This window comes from Peribacillus sp. CSMR9 (assembly GCF_033141925.1).
Taxonomy (GTDB): Bacteria; Bacillota; Bacilli; order Bacillales; family DSM-1321; genus Peribacillus; species Peribacillus simplex_A.
In genome coordinates, this window is sequence record NZ_JAOPHO010000001.1 from 254,961 (window position 1) to 271,131 (window position 16,171).

Sequence of the window (16,171 nt, forward strand, 5' to 3'; positions counted from 1 at the left end):
TTCCATTGACAATACAGTGGTTCCCTGGCCATATGGCCAAAGCAAGACGGGAAGTAACAGAGAAATTAAAACTGATCGACATCATCTTTGAACTTGTGGATGCCCGGATTCCGGCATCTTCACGAAATCCGATGATCGATGAAATCATACAGCATAAACCGAGGGTTATCCTTTTGAATAAAGCTGATATGGCCGATCCGGTGAAAACGAATATGTGGCTTGAATATTATAAATCACAGGGGAAAACGGCGATTGCCATTAACTCGCAGGCAGGAAGCGGTTTAAACCAGATTACAGCTGCTTCTAAAAAACTTTTAAAAGATAAGTATGACAGGATGGAATCAAGAGGAATAAAGCCAAGAGCCATCCGCGCCATGATAGTCGGGATTCCGAATGTAGGGAAATCAACTTTAATCAATCGACTTGCCAAAAAGAACATTGCCAAAACAGGGAATACACCTGGTGTCACGAAGGCGCAGCAATGGATAAAAGTTGGTAAGGAATTGGAACTGTTGGACACGCCGGGGATTCTCTGGCCTAAATTCGAGGATCAGGAAGTGGGCTTGAAGCTTGCATTGACGGGAGCGATCAAGGATACGATCTTAAACTTGCACGAGGTCTCTTTATACGGTCTGCGCTTTTTGGAAAAGGAATATCCGGATAGATTGAAATCCCGTTATAACCTGGATGCAATTCCTCAGGAAACGCTTGAACTATTCGATGCCGTCGGAAAGTTCAGGGGCTGTTTAGCATCTGGTGGCTTCATTGATTATGACAAAACCGCAGAGTTGGTCGTACGTGAAATCCGTTCAGAAAAGATGGGCCCTCTTACGTTTGAGGTCCCTAAGGATTATGAAGAGGATAATATCCCCGAATAACATTAAGTAGAGATTGCAAGACACTGACCTGATTTTTGAAGAAGGTCGGTGAAAAGGGTTGATACGGAGCTGGAGTTGGATGTCGAAAAGGTTTTTAACTTTTGATGTCTCTTTTCCGCTCCGTATTTTTGTTTGAACTGTAGAAAAGGAGCAAGACTGCCGATAATTAATATGATGGGTGATAAATGATGAAAACTGCAATGAGCATTAAGGAAATCTCCTCAAAGTTAAAGACTATAAGAGAGCCAGAAGATTTATTTTTACAAGAATGCCGGGAAGACAGCCGAAAGGGAGTAACTGACTTAGTGAGCAAATGGCAAAGAGCCTATGAAAAAGAGCGACAGGTAAAGGATGCTTTCACGGAAATGACGGAGTTTGAACGGCAATTGCGCAAACAAGGGTTTTCCATTCTTGCAGGTATCGATGAAGTAGGAAGAGGACCGTTGGCAGGACCAGTTGTGACAAGTGCTGTCATCTTGCCGGAATCTTTTTATTTGCCAGGACTGAATGATTCTAAAAAGATTCCAGAGTCAAAAAGGGAACTGTTTTATGAGATGATTTTTAAGGAAGCACTTTCCATAGGTGTGGGTGTTGTACATAGCGAAGTAATTGATGAAATCAATATATACCAAGCTACGAAAAAGGCAATGGTGGCCGCAGTGAACGATTTGTCAGAACTTCCTGATCATTTGTTGATTGATGCGATGGAACTGGATGTGCCGATTCCGCAGCTTTCACTCATAAAGGGGGATGCAAGAAGCATTACCATCTCTGCGGCATCCATTATAGCGAAAGTGACTCGTGACAGGATGATGAAGGAATATGGTGAAGAATATCCGGAATATGGTTTCGGAAAGCACATGGGATATGGGACAAGCCAACATTTAGAAGCGCTCGAGAAGCACGGGCTTACACCTTGGCATAGAAGAAGTTTTGCACCAGTTAAGGAAATCGCTGCACGTACGAAGGACTAGGGAGGATGAGTGATGCAATCGACAACAAGCGGTCAACCCGTATCTTCACCAATTGAAATACAAGGAACTGCGAGTTTGAAAAACGGTCAAATCCTTTTCGGGAAAGTGAATAAGGTTTTTCCTAACCAAACGGCCGAGGTACAGATTGGCCATCAAAAAATGATTGCCGCTCTAGATATCCCGCTTCGGGCAGGAGAAAGGTATTGGTTTCAAATTCAGCCACCAAATGAGGGGAAGGTCGTGTTAAAAGCTTTAGATTCCCCGAATTTGAACTGTTCCAGCTTAGATGGCACAGCTGCACAATTGATCGCTCATCTCGGCATAACGCCCGAACCTGCGGCGGCAAAGCTTGCCGAATATCTCCTGAAAAACCGTCTCCCGATAACCAAGGAAACTTTTCAGTCCGCTTTGCAATGGCTGAAAACTGCCGATGCAGAAGTTGGTCTGCCTCTGATAAAAACAATGTTCATTCAGCAATTGCCGTTTGTAAAAGATGTATATGATGCATTATTTTCACATGCCAAAGGCGAACCTTTTCACAAATTGCTCAGCGGCCTCAAGCAGCAACTGCAGGATGGGGGAGTGGTAACGAGGACGGCTTTCAAGCTTATGGAGGTATTGGACTCCTTACATGTGGCTAAACAGAGCCAGCTTCAACAATTCGGTTTGCAAAAACTAGTGACCATTTGGCTGGATTCGGATTCAACACCTGAAATGAAATCCGGCGCATTTTCCCTGCTTAAAAAGACAGGTTTCGTCCCAAAGGGAATTACAGAATCTGTCTTTCTGGAGAAGTTAATTGATGGAGCTGAGGCGAGGTCCGGGATTCCTAAGAACTCAGCGATTGAAAAATTACACCAAGGATTGCATGTACTTTCCAAGGTAAAAAGTGGAGCATTTGGAAAAATTGACGAAATCGAAATTAATATAAATCGGATATTGAACGGCGTTGATCATAAAGCGACAAAAATGCCAACTGATATCCAATCGTTTCAGAAAAAAATTTCTGCAGAAAAACTTTCCCCTCTTGCCTTTCGTTTGCTTGAGAGTGCTTTTGCAGAAGCAACAGCCGGAAAAAAAGCATTAGGCGGAAATGTAGAAGTGAATGACCTTTTAGGCTATTTGAATATGGATAGAGAGCAGGTAGTTGAGTCGAAGGGTAAGGCGGCCAAACTACTGTTTCAGTCACTTAAACAGCTGTCTGAGGCTCAGTTCGTTACGAATAATGAGAGGCTGGTCCTAGCCCAGGTATTTGAAGCTGAGTTTCAAACAATCGATTTTACTAATGGTCCATCTGTTGCACACCAACTAAAAGAGTGGACGAAGATCCTTGGTCTTCAGCTGGAACATGCACTTGTTAATCTTACTAGAGATGAAATGGAGTTCTCGAAGGATTTGGATACACTTAAACCGCTGCTGCTTAAATTGCTGAATGCGCAAACTCCGGCAGCCATTAAGGAGATCGCAGAACAAATCCTAAATCGGGTCACTGCCCAACAGATCCTTGCACAAGAAAATGGGCCGATTCAGAATTTGCTCCTTACACTTCCAATCAATCTGGGCTCTACACAAACGGACCTAACGTTACAATGGAGCGGAAGGAAAACAAAAGATGGCAAGATAGACCCGGAATACTGCCGCGTCCTATTTTATTTAGAATTAGAACGCCTTAAAGAGATTATCATCGATATGCAGGTGCAAAATCGAATCATAAAGGTGACGGTCATTAATGGGCATGGAGCAGTCCTTGAAGAGACAGCAAATCAATATCTTGAACTCCTGAGAGAGAATCTGGAAAAAATGGATTACAGATTGTCAGGTGTTTCATTTGTAAACATGGGAAGCGGAAAAGAGAGGGGCCACGGGTTGAAATCCGTTCCTTTTTCAGAATCTGGTTCATATAGTGGAGTGGATATTCGAATATGAAAAATGATAGGCGAAAAGAAGTGATTGCCTTAAAGTATGATCAAAAGACATCCAAAGCTCCCGTCATATTGGCGAAGGGGAAAGGTAAAACGGCTGAAAATATCCTGGAAAGGGCTATGAAGCTGGATATACCGGTCCAAAAGGATGAGTCGCTTGCTGCACTTTTAGGTCAATTGGATATAAATCAAACGATACCGGAAGAATTGTACGGAGCTGTTGCGGAGGTATTTGCATTCATTTATAAAGTCGACAAGGACATGAATCGGTAGGGGCCTGATTATGCACGTGATTTCACCAAAATGGATTCTTGTTGGTTTTTGTAGAAAATTAGGGAAATCGTTAATAAATTTTCATTATATTAAAAACATACTAAACTATCAGAAAAAGGACAAAGCCATGGCTTTGTCCTTTTGCTTTTCCTTTGAGTCAAAAAAAGGATACACGTAATTTCCCTGAGGTGTTTTCTGGATTAATATGGTGGAAAAGGGTGTAGAAGGGTGTGTTTTCACTGGATTTATAAGAGAAAAGGCTTTTTAAAAGAATAGAATGATAGAAAAAATATAATTGATTTTCACTAGAAAGAAACACAACGGCCAAGCAGTTTTTTTCCATTTAATACAAGAGTAAAAAAAGTATATTATGATAATATTCACAAAATTATGTGAAAGAATATTATGCACCAAGGAGAATTTTGTTGTAATATGGTAGAGAAAACAGGCATTAAATTTAAAAGTTGGTTTTTAGTAGATAAGGAGGATGGGAAATGAATATCCATGAGTATCAGGGAAAAGAGATATTGCGACAATACGGGGTATCCGTTCCAAATGGCCGGGTTGCCTTTACTGTAGATGAAGCAGTGGAAGCAGCGAAGGAATTAGGTACGGAAGTTGTTGTCGTCAAAGCTCAAATTCATGCGGGCGGCCGCGGGAAAGCCGGCGGAGTTAAGGTAGCGAAAAATCTTGATGAAGCACGTACATATGCAGAAGAGATTCTTGGTAAGACGCTGGTGACCCATCAAACAGGACCGGCAGGCAAGGAAGTTAAGCGTTTACTTATTGAAGAAGGCTGCGACATTACGAAGGAATATTATATCGGGCTGGTCCTTGACCGTGCTACGAACAGTGTCGTATTGATGGCTTCTGAAGAAGGCGGAACGGAAATTGAGGAAGTGGCTGAAAAGACACCAGAGAAAATTTTCAAAGAAGTAATCGATCCGGTTGTCGGCCTGACTGGCTTCCAGGCACGTAGGATTGCATTCAATATCAATATTCCGGCTTCACTTATAAATAAAGCTTCCAAACTGATGGTTAACTTATATACAGCTTTCGTTGAAAAAGATTGCTCAATCGCTGAAATCAACCCATTAGTGGTAACGGGCGATGGCAATGTAATGGCACTGGATGCTAAATTGAATTTCGATGATAATGCGATTTACCGCCATAAAGACATCGCGGAGTACCGTGATTTGGATGAAGAGGATGCGAAAGAGATTGAAGCATCAAAACATGGCCTTAGTTACATATCGCTTGACGGAAATATCGGATGTATGGTTAATGGTGCCGGACTTGCTATGGCAACGATGGACATCATTAAACATTATATGGGAGATCCGGCTAACTTCCTTGACGTTGGTGGCGGCGCTACTGAGGAAAAAGTAAAAGAGGCTTTCAAAATCATCCTATCCGATCAAAATGTTAAAGGCATCTTCGTTAATATCTTCGGGGGGATCATGAAATGTGACATCATCGCGACAGGCGTAGTAGCTGCTGCTAAAGAGCTTGGCCTGGATGTCCCTCTTGTTGTTCGTCTTGAAGGTACGAATGTGGACCTTGGTAAAAAGATACTTAAAGAGTCAGGTTTAAATATTACGGCTGCTGAATCAATGGCAGATGGAGCACAAAAAATAGTATCACTTGTAGGATAATAGGCAGGGGGGAACATAATGAGCGTTTATATTAATAAAGATACGAAAGTGATCGTTCAGGGAATCACTGGTTCAACAGCATTATTTCATACAAAACAAATGTTGGAATACGGCACGAAAATCGTTGGAGGAGTCACTCCGGGCAAAGGCGGAACAGAAGCGGAAGGGGTACCTGTATTCAATACAGTTTCCGAAGCTGTCACTGAAACCGGAGCGAATGCATCGGTTATCTACGTACCGGCTCCATTTGCTGCAGATGCGATTCTTGAAGCCGTTGACGCAGAACTAGATCTTGTTATTTGTATCACGGAACATATTCCTGTCCTGGATATGGTCAAGGTGAAGCGTTACATGGAAGGTAAAAAGACTCGCTTGATCGGACCGAACTGCCCGGGTGTCATTAGCCCCGAAGAATGTAAGATTGGTATCATGCCAGGATATATCCACAAAAAAGGCCATGTAGGTGTAGTTTCTCGTTCTGGAACTTTAACGTACGAAGCCGTTCACCAATTATCACAAGCAGGCATTGGGCAATCTACGGCTGTCGGTATCGGTGGGGATCCCGTTAACGGAACGGACTTCATTGATGTACTGAAAGCATTCAATGAAGATCCGGAAACACATGCGGTGATCATGATCGGGGAAATCGGCGGCACGGCAGAAGAAGAAGCGGCAATCTGGGTGAAAGAAAATATGACTAAGCCAGTTGTAGGTTTCATTGGTGGCCGTACAGCTCCAGCTGGTAAACGTATGGGACATGCTGGTGCCATAATTTCAGGAGGAAAAGGTACAGCTGACGAGAAAATCCGCGTTATGAACGAATGTGGAATTAAAGTTGCCGAGACTCCATCCGTAATGGGTGAAACATTGATCTCCGTCCTGAAGGAAAAAGAAATCTACGAACCTTGTAAAACGCATTGATTTAAGTTGGGCCGACCTGTTTTTTGGGTCGGCCTTTATTTCACTCCAAATTCCTCGGGAAACACATTTCGATTACTTTGACCATCACAATCAACCTACCTTTAAAAATATCCGATTAGGGGTGCTTCCAATTGAATAAAACAGAAAAATTAATCCACCTCCATCATTGCCGCGGAGCAGGATGGAAAACAATCCAAATTATCATGTCAAATGACCCGTCCTTATCTTCCCTTTTCACTATGAATCACGAGGAATGGGTAAAAATCCTCCCTATCCCTTCAAATAAGCTTACCCTCTTTCTCAAAGATTTACATTCACTCAATACCATCGATAAACTTAAACGATACGAAGATTGCCAAATTCATTGCTTGACGATCTTCGATGATGATTATCCTTTTTTGCTGAAGCAAATATTCGATCCCCCATGGGTTCTTTATTTAAAAGGCGATAAGAAGCTTCTAACGAAGAGGAGCACGCTAGGTGTTGTTGGAACACGTAAGCCAACCTCGTATGGACTGGAGGCCTTAAAAACGATTCTATTACCACTTGTAAAGAAAAAAATCGTAATCATAAGTGGGGTGGCGGCTGGAATCGATGCAGAGGCACATAAAATCACTTTGGGGGAAGGCGGAGATACGATTGGGGTTTTAGGAGGAGGTCTTTTGCAAATATACCCAAAATCCAATATTTCCCTTGCAGGGGAAATCATCAATAAAGGGTTACTTTTATCTGAGACTCCACCGGAAAAGAGAGCAGAACCTTGGATGTTTCCGCTTAGGAATCGAATCATCAGTGGATTATCACTGGGAGTATTCGTGGTCGAGGCCAAAGAAAAAAGCGGTTCCCTTATTACGGCACAATCCGCTTTGGAACATGGCAGGGAGGTATTTGCGCTTCCTGGCAATGTAACGAGTCCAGAATCATTAGGGACCAATCAATTGATTCAAGATGGTGCCAAACTTGTTTTGAGTTCTAAGCAGATTGAGGAAGAATTTTGAACAATATAATATAGAAGATAGACGGAGAATTAAACGGAAAAATAGAAAAAAAAGGTGTTTTTTTTAAAGGAATGGTTGAAATTTTAGACAAAAAGGTTGAAAATATTGTAAAACTGTTATAAGTTTTGCAAATGGCACCTCTTGTCAAAATACTTATAAATAAATAAAATGACATGCTTTGAAAAGTAAAGAGGTGTTGACAAATGTTTTTTGAATGATTAATAATAGTGAAGATTTATATTACCTCTTTGAGGAGGATTTATTGGATGTCAGAATACTTAGTGATTGTGGAATCGCCCGCAAAGGCGAAAACAATAGAACGTTACTTGGGAAAAAAATATAAAGTAAAGGCTTCCATGGGGCATGTACGCGATTTGCCTAAAAGCCAAATGGGTGTCGATGTTGAACATGAATATGAACCTAAATATATAACTATCCGCGGCAAAGGCCCGGTTTTAAAAGAATTGAAAACTGCTGCAAAAAAAGCGAAAAAAATCTATCTCGCGGCTGACCCCGACAGAGAAGGGGAAGCCATTGCCTGGCATTTGGCTCACAGTCTCGATGTTGACATTAATTCTGATTGCCGCGTGGTATTCAACGAAATCACGAAAGAGGCTATCAAAGAATCATTTAAATCACCGAGGCCAATAAATATGAAATTGGTTGATGCGCAACAGGCAAGAAGGGTCTTGGATCGTTTGGTCGGATACAATATCAGCCCGCTTTTGTGGAAAAAAGTGAAAAAAGGCTTAAGTGCGGGACGGGTCCAATCGGTTGCTGTACGGATGATCATTGACCGGGAAAAAGAAATCAAAGATTTTATCCCGGAAGAGTATTGGACAATCAAGGCAGATTTTGTAAAAGGAAAAGAACAGTTTGAAGGTTCCTTTTTCAGCCTGGGCGGTGAGCGGAAAGAATTAAATACAGAAGAGGACGTCAAAAAAGTACTCGGTTCTTTAAATGGCGGCGAATTTACGATAGGGGCAGTGGCTAAAAAGGAAAGAAGGCGTAATCCAGCTGCACCTTTTACGACTTCTTCCCTGCAACAAGAAGCGGCTCGAAAATTGAATTTCCGTGCAAAGAAAACAATGATGCTTGCTCAGCAGCTTTATGAAGGAATCGAGCTTGGAAAGGAAGGGACAGTCGGGTTAATCACTTATATGAGAACCGATTCGACCCGGATTTCCGATGTTGCGAAACAGGAAGCCCATACCTTCATTGAAAATAGTTATGGTAAAGATTATGTTCAGGTTGAGCAGCGGAAAGAGAAAAAACAGACTAATGCCCAAGATGCCCATGAAGCGGTAAGACCAACGAGTACATTACGTGAACCGGGTGTAGTCAAGGAGTTCTTATCCAGAGATCAATTCCGTCTATATAAGTTGATTTGGGAGCGATTCGTTTCAAGTCAAATGTCTTCGGCGGTCATGGATACGATGAGCATCGACCTGCATAACGGAGATGTCATCTTCAGGGCCAATGGTTCAAAAATTAAATTTCCGGGCTTCATGAAGGTATATGTTGAGGGATCCGATGACTCAGTGGAAGAAAAGGAAAATGCTCTCCCTGATGTGAAAAAAGGAGATCAATTCTTTTCAAAAGATGTAGAGCCTAAGCAGCATTTCACACAGCCTCCACCCAGATATACAGAAGCACGTCTTGTCAAAACCCTAGAAGAACTGGGAATAGGCCGTCCTTCCACATATGCTCCTACCTTGGATACGATTCAAAAACGTGGTTATGTTACTTTGGATAATAAACGGTTCATCCCCACAGAGCTTGGTGAGATCGTTCTTGAATTGATACGTGAATTCTTCCCGGATATTCTTGATGCAGAGTTCACTGCCAAGATGGAACAGGAATTCGATAGCGTCGAAGAAGGAAGCATCGAATGGATTAAGGTCATCGATGAATTTTATAAAGAATTTGCTGTTCATTTGGCTAAAGCTGAAGTCGAAATGGAGAAAATTGAAATCAAAGATGAGCCTGCAGGTGAAGATTGTGTAGAATGCGGACATGAGATGGTCTTTAAGATGGGGCGTTATGGTAAGTTCATGGCATGCAGTAATTTCCCCGATTGCCGTAACACAAAACCAATCGTAAAAGAAATAGGTGTGAAATGCCCGAAATGTAAGGAAGGAAACATCATTGAAAGGAAAAGTAAAAAACGCCGTTTATTTTACGGGTGTGATACCTACCCTGGATGTGACTTCATTTCTTGGGATAAACCGCTACCGCGGAGTTGTCCAAAATGTGAAGGTACACTTGTTGAGAAAAAACTCAAAAAAGGAGTCCAGGTCCAGTGCATGGATTGTGACTTCAAAGAAACTCCTCAAGCATAGAAAAGTCTGTGAAATCGTTTACTTTCCCTTTGTACATTTGAGAAACTCTAAATATAAATTGACTCGGCATTTGCCGAGTTTCTTTATGTTCAGCGAAGTATGATATCATGGTAACGTGTGGATTTACTTCTTTGAAGAAAATGGATAAAGCTTGAAACTTTTTTATTTAGGTGATGTGATGTAAAATTCAGTGGACAAGTGCATTATTTTAAAGATATAATTCCTGTTTGTGTCCGTTATCCCTTTTAGTACAGATGAAATGCTGGATTTGTGGCATATGCTTGAAATTTTCGTAGCAGGAATGGGGATTTTGGGTATAAATACATAGATATCGTTAAAAATGAAACACTTATGAAAGCAATTTTAATGATAAATGCTCCTGTCTTATCATATCTATACATGGAGGTTCGAAAAATGAAAGAAACAAAAGTAAGTGTAATCGGTGCTGGGCTTGCTGGAAGTGAAGCGGCGTGGCAGTTAGCTAAAAGAGGAATCAAAGTCGATCTATACGAAATGCGCCCGGTAAAACAAACGCCAGCACATCATACCGATAAATTCGCTGAACTTGTTTGTTCCAATTCACTTCGGGCAAATACGTTAACAAATGCGGTTGGTGTTTTAAAAGAAGAAATGCGTATATTGGATTCGGTCATCATGTCCGCAGCAGATGCTTGTGCTGTACCGGCTGGCGGTGCTTTAGCTGTCGATCGCCATGAATTTGCCGGTCTTGTGACGGAAAAGGTCAAAAATCATCCCAATGTAACGGTCATTAATGAAGAAGTGACGGAAATTCCGGAAGGCCCTACCGTCATTGCAACAGGACCACTTACAAGTCAGTCACTATCTGACAGCTTAAAGCAAATCATGGATGAAGAATACTTGTATTTCTATGATGCTGCCGCTCCAATTCTTGAAAAAGACAGCATCAACATGGATAAAGTATACTTAAAATCCCGCTACGATAAAGGGGAAGCAGCTTATTTGAACTGTCCGATGACGGAAGAGGAGTTTGACCGCTTTTATGAAGCATTGATTGCTGCCGAGACAGTCCCACTTAAAGAATTTGAAAAAGAAATCTTTTTTGAAGGTTGCATGCCGATTGAAGTAATGGCATCACGTGGGAAGAAAACGATGTTATTTGGTCCATTGAAGCCTGTCGGATTAGAAGATCCGAAAACAGGAAAGCGCCCTTTTGCAGTAGTTCAATTGCGCCAAGATGATGCGGCAGGAACACTCTACAACATTGTTGGTTTTCAGACACATTTGAAATGGGGGCCGCAAAAAGAAGTATTGCAGCTCATACCTGGATTGGAAAATGCGGAAATTGTCCGTTATGGAGTTATGCATCGCAACACTTTCATAAACTCACCTAATGTTCTGAAGCCTACGTACCAATTCAAAAATCGGGACGATTTATTCTTTGCAGGTCAGATGACTGGCGTCGAAGGTTATGTAGAATCGGCAGCATCAGGACTGGTTGCAGGTATCAATGCTGCAAGGATCGTCCAAGGATTGGAGCCTGCCATTTTTCCTGCTGAGACGACAATGGGCAGCATGGCAAGGTATATAACATCGACAAATGGAAAGAGCTTTCAGCCGATGAACGCCAACTTCGGATTGCTTCCAGACCTTGAAGTGAGAATCAAATCAAAAAAAGAACGGAACGAAACACATGCTAAACGCGCTTTGGACACAATTCAGAACTTTGTGAAAAATTTGTAAAATATTTGCCTGCTGTTTTAAAGTATGATACTATTTATTAGCCTTTGCGAGGTGTTTCCATGATTAATCAAAAAAAGGCATTATCATCCTTCATCGAATATTTACAAATTGAAAAAAACAGTTCACATTACACCATTGAAAATTACAAACGTGATATTCACGAATTTTTCCTGTTCCTAAATGAACAGGGAATCATCGATATCACGTCTGTTGAATATTTTGATGTCCGGTTGTTTTTAACGAATTTATATGAGAAAAAACTTTCTAAGCGCACTGTAGCAAGAAAAACTTCTTGCTTGCGGAGCTTTTATAAATTTTTATTACGTGAAGGTGATGTGAAGGATAATCCTTTTTCTCTTGTTTCTTTACCTAAAAAGGATCAAAGACTGCCACGTTTTCTATATGAGAAGGAAATGAAACAGTTGTTTTCTTCTTTAAATAAAGATTCACCGATAGGAATAAGGAACAATGCATTACTGGAATTACTGTATGCGACAGGCATTCGCGTAAGTGAATGTTGTGAGATTAAATTGCAGGATATCGATCTTTCCTTAGGTACAGTACTGGTTCATGGAAAAGGAAAAAAAGATCGCTACGTTCCGGTTGGTAGATATGCTCAAGAAGCGATAGATATATACATACGTACAGCCAGGATGGAAATGACTTCGTCTGACGCCAAAGCGCATGTTTATTTATTTGTTAATTTTCGTGGAGACCCTCTGACACCTAGGGGAGTTCGCTATATATTGAATGAATTGATTAAAAAGTCAGCCGCAGATGGAAGTCTTCATCCCCATATGCTAAGGCATTCCTTTGCTACACACCTATTGAATAATGGGGCGGACATTCGCACGGTTCAGGAATTGCTTGGTCATTCTAAAATTTCATCAACGCAAGTGTATACGCATGTTACAAAAGACCAATTAAAAAAAGTCTATAATGCAACACATCCGCGGCCTTAAATGTTGAAAGGGGACACTTTATGACAACGATATTTGCAGTGCATCATAAAGGTGAATGTGCCATGTCCGGTGATGGGCAGGTTACTTTAGGAAATTCAGTAGTGATGAAGCATACAGCAAGGAAAGTAAGAAAAATCTTTAAAGGTAATGTTCTTGCAGGTTTTGCAGGTTCTGTTGCAGATGCATTCACTTTATTTGAGATGTTCGAAGCTAAGCTTGAAGAGTATAATGGCAATCTTCAGCGTGCTGCCGTCGAAATGGCAAAGCAATGGAGAAGTGACAATGTACTGAGAAAGCTGGAAGCCATGCTGGTCGTGATGGATAAGAACCATTTACTGCTCGTTTCTGGTACCGGGGAAGTAATTGAGCCGGATGACGGGATTCTCGCCATAGGATCTGGAGGGAATTATGCACTGGCTGCCGGCAGGGCATTAATGCGGTTTTCAAGTGACCATTTATCGGCAAAGGAAATCGCTCAATCATCTTTACAAATTGCAGCGGAAATTTGTGTATTTACGAATACGAATATAATCGTGGAAGAGTTGTAAGGAGGAGCGCAAATGTCAAAAAAAGCTAATTTAACACCGAGGCAAATCGTTGAAAAACTGGATCAGTATATCGTTGGGCAGCGTGAAGCAAAACGGGCAGTGGCAGTGGCTCTTCGGAATCGCTACCGACGTTCCCTTCTCTCGGACCAACTTCGTGATGAAGTCGTTCCGAAGAATATATTAATGATTGGACCGACAGGCGTTGGGAAAACAGAAATAGCTCGGAGAATGGCTAAATTGGTAGGTGCTCCTTTTATAAAAGTTGAAGCAACGAAATTTACGGAAGTCGGATATGTCGGCCGGGATGTGGAGTCCATGGTTCGTGATTTGGTGGAGACTTCCGTTCGCCTCGTGAAGGAAGAAAAGATGGCGAGCGTAAAGGAACGGGCAGAAGAAAATGCAAATCGCCGTTTAATAGAGCTATTAGTGCCATCAACAAAAAAACAGAGTAATTTCAAGAATCCTCTTGAAGTCTTTTTTGGAGGCAATAACAATCAAGACGAACAGGATTCGGAAGATAATTCCGAAGATTTAAGTTTGCAGGAAAAAAGGAAAATCGTCGCCGAAAAGCTGGCTAATGGTGAGCTGGAAAGTGAAATGATTACGGTTGAAGTGGAAGAACAGGCTGCTTCGATGTTTGATATGCTCCAAGGTTCGGGAATGGAACAAATGGGGATGAACATGCAGGACGCTTTAGGAAGCCTGATGCCGAAAAAAAGCAAGAAGCGCAAATTGAAAGTAAGTGAAGCGAGAATCGTTTTAACAAATGAAGAAGCGGCAAAATTGATCGATATGGATGAAGTCACTTCTGATGCAGTATACGGAGCTGAGCAAAATGGGATCATTTTCATTGATGAAATCGACAAAATTGCCAGTAAGCAGTCCGGAAGTTCATCAGCGGATGTTTCAAGGGAAGGTGTCCAAAGGGATATCCTGCCAATCGTCGAAGGCTCGACAGTCGTGACTAAATACGGTTCAGTTAAAACGGATCATGTCTTATTCATTGCGGCAGGGGCCTTCCATATGGCTAAGCCCTCCGACCTTATCCCTGAATTACAAGGTAGATTCCCGATCCGTGTAGAGTTGAACAAACTGACAGTAGATGACTTTGTAAGGATTCTTCATGAACCGGATAATGCCTTGTTAAAACAATATGTTGCTTTGTTAGAAACAGAAGGTATAGAAATTGAATTTTCTGACGATGCTGTTCGTAAGATAGCTGAAGTGGCCTTCGAAGTGAATCAAAACACAGATAATATTGGTGCAAGAAGACTTCATACCATTTTAGAACGGCTGCTTGAAGACTTATCTTTTGAAGCACCGGAAATTACGATGGAGAAGATTACAATTACTCCCCAATATGTCGAAGGAAAGCTTGGTTCTATCGCCCGGAACAAAGATTTAAGCCAGTTTATCCTTTAATTAAGAAACAATGGCAATAATTTGCCTAGTATGAAAATAAAATTACGGAAATACAACTTCATAGTTATTGTGAACCATGGTATTTTTAGGAGGAACAAATCAAATGAACTTATTAGCAAAAACAAGAAAAATCAATGCAATGCTCCAAAAAGCAGCAGGTAAAGCAGTTAACTTTAAGGAAATGGCTGAAAGTTTAAGTGAAGTTATCGAAGCAAATGTATTCGTCGTCAGCCGCCGTGGGAAATTACTAGGCATAGCGGTAAGTCAGCAAATCGAAAATGAACGCATGTACAAAATGTTGGAAGATAAACAATTCCCTGAAGTGTACACAAAAAACCTATTTAATATTCCCGAAACATCTTCCAATCTTGATATCGAAAGCGAATACACTGCTTTCCCAGTTGAAAACAAAGAGCTTTTCGCAACGGGATTAACAACTATCGTACCGATTATGGGTGGGGGAGAACGTTTAGGAACATTGGTTCTTGCTCGATTACAAGAAAAATTTCATGATGATGATTTAATTTTGGCTGAGTATGGCGCGACAGTGGTAGGTATGGAAATCCTTCGTGAAAAGTCAGAAGAGATTGAAGAAGAAGCTCGTAGTAAAGCTGTTGTTCAAATGGCAATTTCCTCGTTATCGTACAGCGAATTGGAAGCTATTGAGCACATTTTTGAAGAGCTTAAAGGTAATGAAGGTCTGCTTGTAGCTTCAAAAATTGCAGACCGTGTAGGCATCACTCGATCCGTAATCGTCAATGCGCTTAGAAAGCTAGAGAGTGCAGGAGTAATTGAATCACGCTCTCTTGGAATGAAAGGTACTTATATAAAAGTATTGAACGATAAATTCCTACTTGAATTAGAAAAGCTTAAAAATAATTAACAAACAAAAAAAGGCAGTCCTTTAAATAGGGCTGCCTTTTTTTGTGTGCGTATATTGGGGTAAGTTGTCTAGGACTGAAAAGCTATGGTGGAGAGCGAAAGGAAGGAAGAAAAAAGAGGTAATTCGGAATAAAGATCTTAAATGGAAATGTGAATATATGCGTGGTTTTTTATGAAAAGGTAAATATATTATTATAACTTTTGAAATATGCAAACAGTGATAATAGAACGGGACGGCCTTTCTTTATGATAAGAGGAATTTGTCGAATGGATCGCCATTTTGAAAAAAATGTTTTTAACAAAAAAGTACATGTACCATTTGTTTTTTATAATCCTTTATTTTAAAGGGTGGAATCAGGTGAGTGGAAATAATTACTTGAAATTAATCGTTAAAATTAGTTCTAAAGTATCAGGTATATTGGTTCGTTTTTCGATATGCTAAATAAGCTAATACAAGTAAAATTTGGTTAAAATGTAGAATGCACTAATAAAATGTAATATAAGGTAATGTTAATCCTTGAATAATACTAAGAAAAACGTCAAATTCGAGCAAAATGTGACATTTTTCGACCATAATAGGTCTAAAGTCTTTGTGTTTTTATGGACATAGTTATTATGTTTCTTTAAAATTAAACCATAAATGAATTGGGTTAATTTATTGATAAAGCAACT

13 protein-coding genes are annotated in these 16,171 nt (G+C 40.8%); all 13 read left to right on the forward strand.

Annotation, left to right across the window (positions count from 1 at the left end; all coding sequences use genetic code 11):
- The first annotated feature begins 5 nt into the window (after positions 1-5).
- Positions 6-878: a ribosome biogenesis GTPase YlqF gene (gene ylqF / locus N9I19_RS01290; protein WP_284471295.1), complete on the forward strand. Its 873-nt coding sequence runs from the start codon at positions 6-8 to the stop codon at positions 876-878.
- Positions 879-1,066: 188 nt separating this feature from the next.
- The gene (locus tag N9I19_RS01295; protein WP_284471294.1) at positions 1,067-1,852 is read left to right on the forward strand and encodes a ribonuclease HII; all 786 of its coding nucleotides are present in this window, start codon (positions 1,067-1,069) and stop codon (positions 1,850-1,852) included.
- A gap of 12 nt (positions 1,853-1,864) precedes the next feature.
- Positions 1,865-3,778: a hypothetical protein gene (locus tag N9I19_RS01300; protein ID WP_317776759.1), complete on the forward strand. Its 1,914-nt coding sequence runs from the start codon at positions 1,865-1,867 to the stop codon at positions 3,776-3,778.
- Entirely contained in the window at positions 3,775-4,047 is a 273-nt protein-coding gene (locus tag N9I19_RS01305; protein ID WP_317776760.1) for an EscU/YscU/HrcU family type III secretion system export apparatus switch protein, read from the forward strand. Before N9I19_RS01300 ends, N9I19_RS01305 begins: the two co-directional genes overlap by 4 nt.
- Positions 4,048-4,541: 494 nt before the next feature.
- Positions 4,542-5,702, forward strand: coding sequence for an ADP-forming succinate--CoA ligase subunit beta (sucC, locus tag N9I19_RS01310; protein ID WP_061462395.1), 1,161 nt, complete (start codon positions 4,542-4,544; stop codon positions 5,700-5,702).
- Positions 5,703-5,720: 18 nt separating this feature from the next.
- On the forward strand, positions 5,721-6,623 hold the full coding sequence (gene sucD / locus N9I19_RS01315) for a succinate--CoA ligase subunit alpha (protein ID WP_061462396.1): 903 nt from the start codon (positions 5,721-5,723) through the stop codon (positions 6,621-6,623).
- Positions 6,624-6,754: 131 nt separating this feature from the next.
- Positions 6,755-7,621, forward strand: a complete 867-nt coding sequence (dprA, locus tag N9I19_RS01320) for a DNA-processing protein DprA (RefSeq protein WP_317776761.1) — start codon at positions 6,755-6,757, stop codon at positions 7,619-7,621.
- Positions 7,622-7,887: 266 nt separating this feature from the next.
- A complete protein-coding gene (gene topA, locus N9I19_RS01325; RefSeq protein WP_089362456.1) occupies positions 7,888-9,963 on the forward strand; it encodes a type I DNA topoisomerase in 2,076 nt (691 codons plus the stop codon).
- Positions 9,964-10,377: 414 nt separating this feature from the next.
- On the forward strand, positions 10,378-11,685 hold the full coding sequence (gene trmFO, locus N9I19_RS01330; protein ID WP_061462399.1) for an FADH(2)-oxidizing methylenetetrahydrofolate--tRNA-(uracil(54)-C(5))-methyltransferase TrmFO: 1,308 nt from the start codon (positions 10,378-10,380) through the stop codon (positions 11,683-11,685).
- Between the two features lie 59 nt (positions 11,686-11,744).
- Positions 11,745-12,647, forward strand: a complete 903-nt coding sequence (xerC, locus tag N9I19_RS01335) for a tyrosine recombinase XerC (RefSeq protein WP_317776762.1) — start codon at positions 11,745-11,747, stop codon at positions 12,645-12,647.
- Between the two features lie 20 nt (positions 12,648-12,667).
- Positions 12,668-13,195: an HslVU peptidase proteolytic subunit gene (gene hslV / locus N9I19_RS01340; protein ID WP_054396900.1), complete on the forward strand. Its 528-nt coding sequence runs from the start codon at positions 12,668-12,670 to the stop codon at positions 13,193-13,195.
- Positions 13,196-13,207: 12 nt separating this feature from the next.
- Positions 13,208-14,617: an ATP-dependent protease ATPase subunit HslU gene (gene hslU / locus N9I19_RS01345; protein ID WP_089362459.1), complete on the forward strand. Its 1,410-nt coding sequence runs from the start codon at positions 13,208-13,210 to the stop codon at positions 14,615-14,617.
- A gap of 103 nt (positions 14,618-14,720) precedes the next feature.
- The gene (gene codY / locus N9I19_RS01350) at positions 14,721-15,500 is read left to right on the forward strand and encodes a GTP-sensing pleiotropic transcriptional regulator CodY (protein ID WP_053345318.1); all 780 of its coding nucleotides are present in this window, start codon (positions 14,721-14,723) and stop codon (positions 15,498-15,500) included.
- Positions 15,501-16,171 lie beyond the last annotated feature (671 nt).

Bases quoted from the DNA above. Each gene is read 5' to 3' on its own strand.
- xerC (WP_317776762.1), top strand. From the start codon at position 11,745: ATGATTAATCAAAAAAAGGCATTATCATCCTTCATCGAATATTTACAA.
- codY (WP_053345318.1), top strand. From the start codon at position 14,721: ATGAACTTATTAGCAAAAACAAGAAAAATCAATGCAATGCTCCAAAAA.
- N9I19_RS01295 (WP_284471294.1), top strand. From the start codon at position 1,067: ATGAAAACTGCAATGAGCATTAAGGAAATCTCCTCAAAGTTAAAGACT.
- sucC (WP_061462395.1), top strand. From the start codon at position 4,542: ATGAATATCCATGAGTATCAGGGAAAAGAGATATTGCGACAATACGGG.
- N9I19_RS01305 (WP_317776760.1), top strand. From the start codon at position 3,775: ATGAAAAATGATAGGCGAAAAGAAGTGATTGCCTTAAAGTATGATCAA.
- topA (WP_089362456.1), top strand. From the start codon at position 7,888: ATGTCAGAATACTTAGTGATTGTGGAATCGCCCGCAAAGGCGAAAACA.
- hslV (WP_054396900.1), top strand. From the start codon at position 12,668: ATGACAACGATATTTGCAGTGCATCATAAAGGTGAATGTGCCATGTCC.
- N9I19_RS01300 (WP_317776759.1), top strand. From the start codon at position 1,865: ATGCAATCGACAACAAGCGGTCAACCCGTATCTTCACCAATTGAAATA.
- sucD (WP_061462396.1), top strand. From the start codon at position 5,721: ATGAGCGTTTATATTAATAAAGATACGAAAGTGATCGTTCAGGGAATC.
- hslU (WP_089362459.1), top strand. From the start codon at position 13,208: ATGTCAAAAAAAGCTAATTTAACACCGAGGCAAATCGTTGAAAAACTG.
- trmFO (WP_061462399.1), top strand. From the start codon at position 10,378: ATGAAAGAAACAAAAGTAAGTGTAATCGGTGCTGGGCTTGCTGGAAGT.